The sequence below is a fragment of the Cedecea sp. B1(4) genome, assembly GCF_059414925.1.
On record NZ_JCAHMZ010000211.1, the window covers coordinates 1 to 309 of the forward strand.

Consider the following 309-nt stretch of genomic DNA (forward strand, 5'->3'; position numbering starts at 1 on the left):
GGAGGCTTTGAAGCGTGGTCGCTAGATCACGTGGAGCCATCCTTGAAATACCACCCTGGTTTGTTTGCGGTTCTAACCTTGGTCCGTTATCCGGATCGGGGACAGTGCATGGTGGGCAGTTTGACTGGGGCGGTCTCCTCCCAAAGTGTAACGGAGGAGTTCGAAGGTACGCTAGGTACGGTCGGAAATCGTGCTGATAGTGCAATGGCATAAGCGTGCTTGACTGTGAGACTGACAAGTCGAACAGGTGCGAAAGCAGGACATAGTGATCCGGTGGTTCTGAATGGAAGGGCCATCGCTCAACGGATA

Annotated in this window: 1 rRNA gene; it reads left to right on the forward strand. The window is 53.7% G+C overall.

Annotated features, from left to right (window positions below):
* A 23S ribosomal RNA gene (locus tag ACR6JA_RS22655) occupies window positions 1–309 on the forward strand; the annotation flags it as partial.